Below are 8,864 nucleotides of genomic sequence, written 5' to 3'. Positions count from 1 at the left end.
AGGATCAACTGGACGCCGAAATTCACCGGGACCGCGAGGTCCACGGAAAAAAGCCCCTGCCTCCCGCCCGCCGCGAACCGGGCGGACGGGAGGTCAAACAAAGCACGACGGATCCTGACAGCGGCTATTACGTCAAAGATGAACGGGAGAAAATGTTTGCCTACAGCTGGCACACCGCCTGTGACCGGCATGGGTTTGTCCTCGGAGCGATCGTGACGGGGGGCAATGTTCATGACAGCCGGATCTTTCATGATCTGTTGGCCCAGGTGACGGCCCGGATGGGCCGCCCGTATGCCGTCGCGGTGGATGCCGGGTATAAAACCCCGGCGATTGCTCACCTGCTTCGTGAAGAGGGCATCCGCCCGGTCATGCCTTATACCCGTCCCAAGGGCCCGCCGGGACGTTTGCGTAAACAGGACTTTGTGTATGATGCCTACCTGGATGCGTATCTCTGTCCCGAGCATCAGGCCCTGCGCTACCGCACCACGACTCGGGACGGCTATCAGGAGTATGTCTCGGATCCCGCCATTTGTCAGTCCTGTCCGCTGCTTGAGACCTGCACCCAAAGCCGGGATCACCGGAAGGTGATCCTCCGCCACGTCTGGCAGGACGATCTGGACGAAGCCGAACACCTTCGACACACCCCGTGGAACCGGAGAACCTATGCGGAACGAAAAGAAACCATCGAACGGATTTTTGCGGATCTCAAACAAAAGCATGGCTTGCGTTGGACGCTCCTCGCCGGAGGGGCAAGAAACTCTGCGCAGGCGATGCTTGTTTATGCAGCGATGAATCTCAAAAAACTCGCCACCTGGCGGTGGCGACAAATAGGCGCTTGTCTGTTAGGGCTTCTTTTTTCTTTCGATGGCACAACAAAGGCCTCCGAAATCCATTTTCGGAGGCCTTTGTCTACAATCTGAAGCGCCCGCACACGCGGACGCTTTTTTTGCTTTCTATTAGTTGCCCAATTTCTCTGCCACTTTTGCAACGCGGGCGCCTAAACGGCCGCCCATTGTCAATTCACCCTCGCTTGGCATCCGGGTACCGTCCGGACCAGCAAGCGTAGAGGCACCGTATGGCGTTCCGCCGACAAAGTCACGTTCAGTCATTTCCGGGTTTTCCCCGTATGGAAGACCAACAAAAATGAATCCAAAATGAAGCAGCGGTACGATCGACGTTATAATTGTTGTTTCCTGACCGCCGTGAGCTGTGTTTGTGCTCGTGAAGATTCCTGCTACCTTGCCTTCAAGCGAACCGTTTGCCCACAGGCCGCCAGCTGCGTCCATAAACTGCTTAACCTGAGCCGGCATATTGCCAAAGCGTGTTGGGATACCCCAAACAACGCCGTCAGCCCATACGAGATCGTCTGTTGTAGCTTCAGGAATATCTGCCTGTTTATTCTGCGCCTCTACATACGCTTCCTGCGTAGACATACCTTCCTTAGCCATCTGCGATTCGGGAATTCTTACGACCCTTACTTCTGCACCTGTTTCTTCTGCGCCTTTCGCTACTGCCTTTGCCATTTCATGTATATGTCCATAAGAACTGTAAAACGGTACCAATACTTTACTCATTGAAAAACACTCCTATTACTTATATTTATAAAGTTACTTACTTTTCAAAAGTACATGAAAACATTTGTATTGTCAACTCACCCTTCAAGCTATACCCCAGCCCCTCCTCTACGAAACAATGATTTTGTGGTACTATGTTCATAAAGAGGTGAACTATTATGCAGAAGACTTCCATCTGCCCAAAATATGAATTTGCAGCGGAGCTGCTCGGCAAAAAATGGACGGGCCTCTTAATCCTTGTGCTTCTTCAAGGACCACTCCGCTTCAAAGATATAAAAAGAGAGATTCCGGATATGAGCGACCGGCTGATTACCGAACGGCTAAAAGAGCTTGAAGAAAAAGGGATTGTCGAACGCAGCGTATTTCCGGAAAAGCCTGTGCGCGTCCAGTATCAGCTGACGAGTAAGGGTAAGGATCTCGAACCGGTCATTAATGCCATCCAGGACTGGGCTGAGGCTTGGGTTTAATAAAAAGCAGGTACTTTTCATGCAGGAAAAGCCTGCTTTTTTCGTGATTTAAATACAAAAAAGCGCCTGCCTTCAAGCAGCCGCTTTTCCCTGATTCTTTATTTTTCCAAAAACATCTGCGTCCAATATTGACCGTATTCTCCGCCTTCTTCATAGCCGATCGCAATATGCGTGAAGTCCGGATTGAGGATGTTATCACGGTGACCCGGGGAATCCATCCAAGCATCAACAACGTCCTGCGGCGTATCCTGCCCGGCTGCAATGTTTTCACCAGCGCCCTCATAGCTCACGCCGAATTCCTGCATCATTTCAAAAGGACTGCCGTAGGTCGGACTTTCATGGGCGAAATAATCATTCTCAATCATGTCCTGGGACTTCGCATCTGCTACACTTTGCAGGGAGCTGTCCGCTTCCACCGGTGCAAGTCCATTTTCTGCCCGAACTTCATTCGTCAGACGAACAACTTCCTGTTCAAATTCGGACTCGCTCTGAGAAGAAACTGCATCTGATGTTTCAGCGGAACTGCTTTCTGAAGAAGAGTCACTTTCACTTCCTGGAATAGCAATGCTTTGGCCTACGCTGATTACATCAGGATTTTCAATGCTGCTGTTTTCTTCCATAAGTGCATCAACGCTTACACCGTGATCTTCAGCAATCGTATATAAAGTATCTCCTGACTCTACGGTGTATGTATCCTGCCCCAAAGCAGTTAAAGGGAAAATAAGTGTTGCTGACAGAGCACCGACAACTGCTGTTCTTTTGAATCTCATCTCATTCACCTCTTATAAAAGATAGATAGCTAAATATATAAATGATAACGTTATATTAAAATTTTACCATTAATTTCTTGAAAATAAACATTTCAAAGGAATTTTACAAATTTTTGCGGCTATTGTACTATATTTTACATTAATTAAATCTAAAACTTTCCTTATCGAAATAATTACTATGGTACTCTACCCTCCTTGTTGTTGCCGAAAACTAAGATTATCTATTAAGATAGGAAGAGTGCTTACGAACGCGGGCAGATTATCAGCAAATTTAAACGAAGGATGGATATAACGAATGGCTACATGGAAAAACGAAATCGAATCCCGAAAGACGTTTGCCATTATTTCGCACCCAGACGCCGGGAAAACGACCTTAACGGAAAAGCTTCTGTACTTTGGGGGCGCTATCCGTGAAGCCGGAAGCGTTAAAGGCAAGAAAAACCAGCGTCATGCTACAAGTGACTGGATGGAAATTGAGAAGCAGCGCGGGATCTCTGTCACAAGCTCTGTAATGGAGTTTAATTATCAAGGGCACCGCATCAATATTCTCGATACTCCCGGCCACGAAGACTTCAGTGAAGATACGTACCGTACGCTGACCGCAGCCGATTCGGCAACCATGCTTATTGACGCAGCCAAAGGGGTCGAGGCACAGACCAAAAAGCTCTTCAAAGTCTGCAGCATGAGAGGCATTCCTATCTTCACATTTATTAATAAGCTGGACCGCCAGGGGCGGGACCCGTTCGAGCTGATGGAAGAAATGGAAGACATTTTAGGTATCCGTTCATACCCGGTCAATTGGCCGATTGGTATGGGCCAGGACTTTCACGGCATCTACGACCGCCATGCCAAAAAAGTAGAATGGTTTAACCCGGATTCCCCGTCCCAGACGGAAGTCGTTTACGTAAACGGCACCGACGATCCTAAGCTCAAGGAACGTATCGATCCACAGCTCCTGTCTGCCTTTCAGGAGGAAATTGAACTTCTCGATGTAGCCGGGGATGCGTATGATGAAGAACGCATCAAAAGCGGCGAGCTCACTCCCGTCTTTTTCGGGAGCGCAGTTTCGAACTTTGGGGTGCAGAATTTCCTGGAATATTTCATGGAATGGGCGCCGGCTCCTGTCGGAAGGGAAAGCGATCAGGGATTTGTTTCCCCGCTCAGTGACAATTTCTCCGGGTTTATTTTCAAGATTCAGGCGAACATGAATCCAAAACACCGGGACCGGATCGCCTTTATGAGAATTACTTCAGGCAAGTATTCTCCGGGTATGCAGGTCAATCATGTCCGTATCGGCAAAAACATGAAGCTTCACCAGCCAACGCAGTTTCTTGCCAAGGACCGCAGTATTGTCCAGGAGGCATACGCCGGCGATATTATCGGCCTGTACGATCCGGGGACCTTCCGAATCGGCGACACGCTTGCAGAATCAGGCACATTTTCTTTTGAAGAAATGCCACACTTTTCTCCTGAACACTTTGCTGCCATTTCTGTTAAAGATGCAATGAAGCACAAATCATTTGAAAAAGGACTGCAGCAGTTAACAGAAGAAGGTGCCATCCAGCTGTTTAAAACGTATCAGCGGGTGCCGGAGCAGCAGATTGTCGGCGTTGTCGGCGTGCTTCAGTTTGAAGTACTCGAGCACCGGCTGAATAATGAATATAACGCCCATATTAAAATGGAAAATCTTCCATTGTCAGTCGCCAGGTGGGTCGACGGACCAGCAGAGGCGATGAACACATTCACCAAAAAACAAAAGAATTTGGCTCTCGACCGGAATGGCCGGCTAGTTGCCCTATTTGAAAATGAGTTCCAGTTAAACATGGCCAAAGACAAATATCCTGATATTTCCTTCCACGAAAACTCTTATTTCGTTTCCAGCCAGACGACGTAAAAAGATAGCAAAAACGGACTGCCTTTTCATCAACAGGCAGTCCGTTTTTTATGCTATACAAAGAATTTTTATTTCATGTCTTCACCCGGATTTTTACGCTTTTCTTGATGTCCAGCTCCAGAAGCCAGTGGCGGCAGGTCTCTTCAGCTCTTTTTGCCAAGTGAAAGAACCACTTGGCAAAAGAGCTTCCAGATCCCGCGCCACTACCCGGCTTCTTACGCTTTTCTTCCTGTCCAGCTTCGTCCCGCAGTCGCTTATTCCGTTGGCCGCCCTGGCTTCCTTGGCTCTGGCCAAGTCCAGCCAGGGAACAGGCCAGCCGGATAAGTCTCCTGAAATGCGGGACTACGCTTTTCTTGATGGCTGTAGTTCTTTGATGAATTTTTTGTCGATCCGGTGCTTGATTTTAAACGGTGCTTTGCCTGCACGGGTTTTGTCACCGTAAATCATCAGCCCCTGCTTACTTCCAAGATTTAAAATTGCCATATAATTTTTTTGTGGCGAATACTTGGTCAACTTTTTGCCTTTCAGGGAACGCTTGATGTTTTCAAGAAGCACAGGAGCTTCTTTGACAGCTGATATTCCGTTTTTCGGAATGTCTTCATGTCCCGCGATGGTAACGCAGTCGCCCACTCCGAATATTTGCGGATACGCTACTGACTGCAGGTGTTCGTTTACGAGCAGATACCCTTCGCTATCGACCGGCAGCCGTGAGGCTTCAAACCAGGCTGGTGCTTTCGGGCCGGTCATCCACAGTAGATCTTCATACGGAAAGGAGAGCGAATCCGTTTCCACCGTTCGGTCTGTCACCCGGTGCACTTGTTCATTTTCAAAGTATTCAATCCCTCTTTTATCAAGAAGATCGTACACCTTCTGACGCGTTTCCTCTGTGTCTTCCGGAAGCAGCTTACTCCCGGAAATAATTTTCACCGGAGACAGGAACTTGTTTTTACTTCTCCATGCCTGCGCGGTAAATGCCATCTCGATTCCAGCATAACCACCACCGACAACAACCGGATGATGACTTGTGCGGACACTCTCTATTGCTTCAGAGAAGTTTTCATTGGCTTTTAAAATTTCCGCATGCTTTTGCACATGTGGAATTTCAAGACCTTTCGGCTGGGCGCCAATATCTACGGATAAATAGTCAAAATGCATAACTTTACCTGCATTGGTGAGAACAATATTCTGCTCTGGATCAATGGAAGTAACCTTGGCTGAAACAAACGTGCCGCCGTTTTCATTACAGAACGACCGAAGCGGAACACGAATATCTTCGATGGCGTAGCGTCCTTCCATATAGCCTGAATACATACCTGAATAATACTGGTACTGTCCCGGGGAAATAAGAATCCACTCTACGTTTTTTTTCTTTTTCTTCCATTCTTTTATTACGGAAAGATTGGTGTGGCCTGCTCCGACGAATATTACTCGTTTAGTCACTATATTTCCTCCTCTGTCTCTTCAATTACCGAAACCATGCTACATACTTTTTAAGTACCTTGTTGATGGGGCTGTTAAACAAAGCCTCCCGCCAGTATTCATCCGCTGCTTTTTTCACGATGTCCCCGTGAGCCGGATACGGATACACGACACTTGAAAATGACCGCAGCTTCTTCTTCCACGTTTTTGCTGCAGTGACCTGCTGCATCCAGTCAGCCGCATGGCGTCCGACAGCATGAGCCCCAATAATGTTTCCTTTTTGGTCGGTAATAATTTTTACTAAAGGAACCGGGTCCCCTTCAGCCAGAAAACGGTCCACCTGTTTACCTTCGATGCGGTAAATACGGGCATCTACGCCTTCAAGCTGTTTCGCTTCTTCCTCAGTGACGCCCAGATGAAAAATTTCCGGCTCAGTATAATACGCCCAGGGAAGCGCATTATAATTAATTTTCCGGCGCAGCCCGAAAACAGCGTTGGAAACCACAGTCTGCCCTTCCATACCGGCCGCATGTGTAAACATATATCCTCCGCTTGCGTCACCAACAGCGTAGATATGCGGCACAGACGTCTGCATTGTATTCGAGACGTCGATGCTCCTATCTTTCTTTACCCTCACACCTGCTTTTTCTAATCCTATGTTATTTGTGTTCGGCACACGTCCTGCCGCAAGCAAAAGCGCCTCCGCTTCAATTTTCTGTTCGGCCGCTCCTTCTGTGACAGCATAAACGCGCCCATTTTCTTCTTCGAGTCTTACCACCCGGCTGTTGGGAATAAAATGGATTTCCTTTTCTAATTCTTTCTGCGCCCGTGCAGCAATTTCCTTTTCCTCTTTTGAGAAAATCCGATCCCCCGAATCTACCGCCGTCACAGAAGAGCCGATTCGTGCAAGCGTTTGGGCAAGCTCCATGCCTACCGGGCCGCTTCCGACACACACCAGCTTTTCCGGCAGCTTCTCAGCCTCGAAAATTGTTTCATTCGTGTAGTAAGGCAGAAGCTCCAGATTTTCAATTGGAGGCACATTCGGACTCGAGCCGGTGGCAATGACGATTCTTTTTCCTCCAATGACACTTCCATCTTCAAGATATAAATGATGGGAATCCATAAATTCCCCGTGCCGCATGTACACATCAATCCCGAGCGCTTCGAACTCGCTTACGTCATCAAGCTCCTGCACCTCAGCGACAGCGTCCCGCACTCTTTTTTTCACTTGTTCAAAATTGGCATTTCCATCCAGCTGAAGACCAAATTCTTCCGCTGCCCTTCGTGCGTTCTGGATTTCCCGTCCGACAGTCACAAATGCTTTCGAAGGTATGCAGCCGGCATGCAGACATTCGCCTCCAAGATTTTCCCGGTCATCGACCAAAGCGGTCTTCATGCCAAACTGCGCTGCCCCCGACGCGACGGTCAGTCCGCCGGACCCGCCCCCAAGTACTATTAAATCGTAATCAATCTGCGGCATTCTCATCCTGCTCCTTTAATAATCGTTTTGCTTCCAGCAGCCTCTGCAGGCCGGTAAATGTTTCGACAAATAAAAATAAAGCAATGGAATACAATAAAAAAGCTGGAAAAAGCATCATTAGGGAAAACAAAATAAATCCTTCGGTCCGCTCAGCGAGCCCCGCCTGATAGTAAAATGATTTGACCCCGCTTCGTTCCGACATATTTCCCACTGTTAAAAACACGGTGATCGAAAACAATATGGAGACACTTAACAGAAGAAGCAGCCACATTAAATCCGGATACCGGAAGGCAAGTCCAAGCAGAACGCTCGCTTCCACAAGACGATCAAACGTAATATCAAGCACCGTCCCAAACGCAGAAGGCCTGGTTTTTCTCGCCATTGCCCCGTCTACGGTGTCTAAAAACCCTGATATCCAAAGACAGATAAAGGCTGCCCATGCAGCGTCAAAATAAATGAGCGGCCCTGTAAGCACGCCGATTCCAAATGCCAGAACCGTTACCTGGTTGGCGGTCCAACTCCGGTTCAGAAACCAATCGGCTGTTTTGTCTATAACCGGGTCTGCCCATTTCCGGGCGTGTGTATCAATCATTGCAGTTCCCCATTTATGTTATTTATATTATTTTCATACCCTTTTTTCCGTAAAATGACAACCACGATCAAAAGAGCGGCAAAAACGCTGACAGCGCTCAATATATATCTCCATTCCCCGGTTAACAGCCCCGACCCCAAAAAGCTGTAGCCGACCGCCCCCGGCAGCAGTCCAATAACAGTCGCTGCTGTATAGGAGGACAGGCGCACCCGGGACAGCCCGCATACGTAGCTGACAAGGTCAAAATTCAGGACGGGCAGAAGCCTCATTAAAAGCGTGCCCCGAAAGCCTTCCGCTTCGAGCTTCCTCCGCCACACTTCCATCCGCCCTTTAATTTTTGGCTGAAACAATTCTTTCCCGAGAAGGCGTCCGAGTCCATAGGCTAGCAGGGCCCCGGTGGTCCCGCCAATCATAATGTATATCACGCCTGCAGCCGGACCGAAGGCAAGACCGCCGGCAAGCGACATGATCGAAGCTGGAAATAAAATAAGCGGCCGGAGCATACAGGCCGCTATGTAAATAACTGGAGCCCATGCGCCGAGTAATAGAATTTCATCCCGTACCGCCTGCGGCGAGAACCGGAATACTTCGGCGTTTAGCCAGGCAATGGTCACGACAGCTGTCAAAAAAACCACATATTTTATAATGCTTTTAATACTCATCCGCTG

9 protein-coding genes are annotated in these 8,864 nt (G+C 48.5%); 3 read left to right on the top strand and 6 right to left on the bottom strand.

Annotated features, from left to right (window positions below):
* Positions 1–920: transposase (locus ACTRXG_RS04880; protein WP_474284211.1), on the top strand; the 920-nt coding region annotated here is incomplete at its 5' end.
* A 36-nt stretch (positions 921–956) separates the two neighbouring features.
* On the opposite strand, the gene wrbA is transcribed toward ACTRXG_RS04880, so the two are convergent.
* Entirely contained in the window at positions 957–1,574 is a 618-nt protein-coding gene (wrbA, locus tag ACTRXG_RS04875; RefSeq protein ID WP_474261407.1) for an NAD(P)H:quinone oxidoreductase, read from the bottom strand.
* Between the two features lie 158 nt (positions 1,575–1,732).
* Between wrbA and ACTRXG_RS04870 the strand changes: the two genes are divergently transcribed.
* The gene (locus tag ACTRXG_RS04870) at positions 1,733–2,041 is read left to right on the top strand and encodes a winged helix-turn-helix transcriptional regulator (protein WP_474261408.1); all 309 of its coding nucleotides are present in this window, start codon (positions 1,733–1,735) and stop codon (positions 2,039–2,041) included.
* A gap of 98 nt (positions 2,042–2,139) precedes the next feature.
* Here ACTRXG_RS04870 and ACTRXG_RS04865 read toward each other — a convergent pair whose 3' ends face one another.
* Complete coding sequence (locus tag ACTRXG_RS04865) at positions 2,140–2,811, bottom strand: CAP domain-containing protein (protein WP_474284209.1); 672 nt, start codon at positions 2,809–2,811, stop codon at positions 2,140–2,142.
* Positions 2,812–3,106: 295 nt separating this feature from the next.
* Between ACTRXG_RS04865 and ACTRXG_RS04860 the strand changes: the two genes are divergently transcribed.
* Positions 3,107–4,705, top strand: a complete 1,599-nt coding sequence (locus tag ACTRXG_RS04860; RefSeq protein WP_474284208.1) for a peptide chain release factor 3 — start codon at positions 3,107–3,109, stop codon at positions 4,703–4,705.
* A 342-nt stretch (positions 4,706–5,047) separates the two neighbouring features.
* On the opposite strand, the gene ACTRXG_RS04855 is transcribed toward ACTRXG_RS04860, so the two are convergent.
* Genes ACTRXG_RS04855 through ACTRXG_RS04840 form a run of 4 tightly spaced genes read right to left on the bottom strand, consistent with a single transcriptional unit; the run spans position 5,048 to position 8,858 of the window.
* On the bottom strand, positions 5,048–6,145 hold the full coding sequence (locus ACTRXG_RS04855) for an NAD(P)/FAD-dependent oxidoreductase (protein WP_474282172.1): 1,098 nt from the start codon (positions 6,143–6,145) through the stop codon (positions 5,048–5,050).
* A gap of 25 nt (positions 6,146–6,170) precedes the next feature.
* A complete protein-coding gene (locus ACTRXG_RS04850) occupies positions 6,171–7,604 on the bottom strand; it encodes a dihydrolipoyl dehydrogenase family protein (protein WP_474284207.1) in 1,434 nt (477 codons plus the stop codon).
* Positions 7,591–8,196, bottom strand: coding sequence for a CDP-alcohol phosphatidyltransferase family protein (locus tag ACTRXG_RS04845; protein WP_474284206.1), 606 nt, complete (start codon positions 8,194–8,196; stop codon positions 7,591–7,593). Before ACTRXG_RS04845 ends, ACTRXG_RS04850 begins: the two co-directional genes overlap by 14 nt.
* Complete coding sequence (locus ACTRXG_RS04840) at positions 8,193–8,858, bottom strand: TVP38/TMEM64 family protein (RefSeq protein ID WP_474284205.1); 666 nt, start codon at positions 8,856–8,858, stop codon at positions 8,193–8,195. Before ACTRXG_RS04840 ends, ACTRXG_RS04845 begins: the two co-directional genes overlap by 4 nt.
* Between the last annotated feature and the right edge of the window lie 6 nt (positions 8,859–8,864).

The sequence above is a fragment of the Marinococcus sp. LNSP9103-4 genome, assembly GCF_056034345.1.
This window is presented reverse-complemented; position numbering and strand designations above follow the sequence as displayed.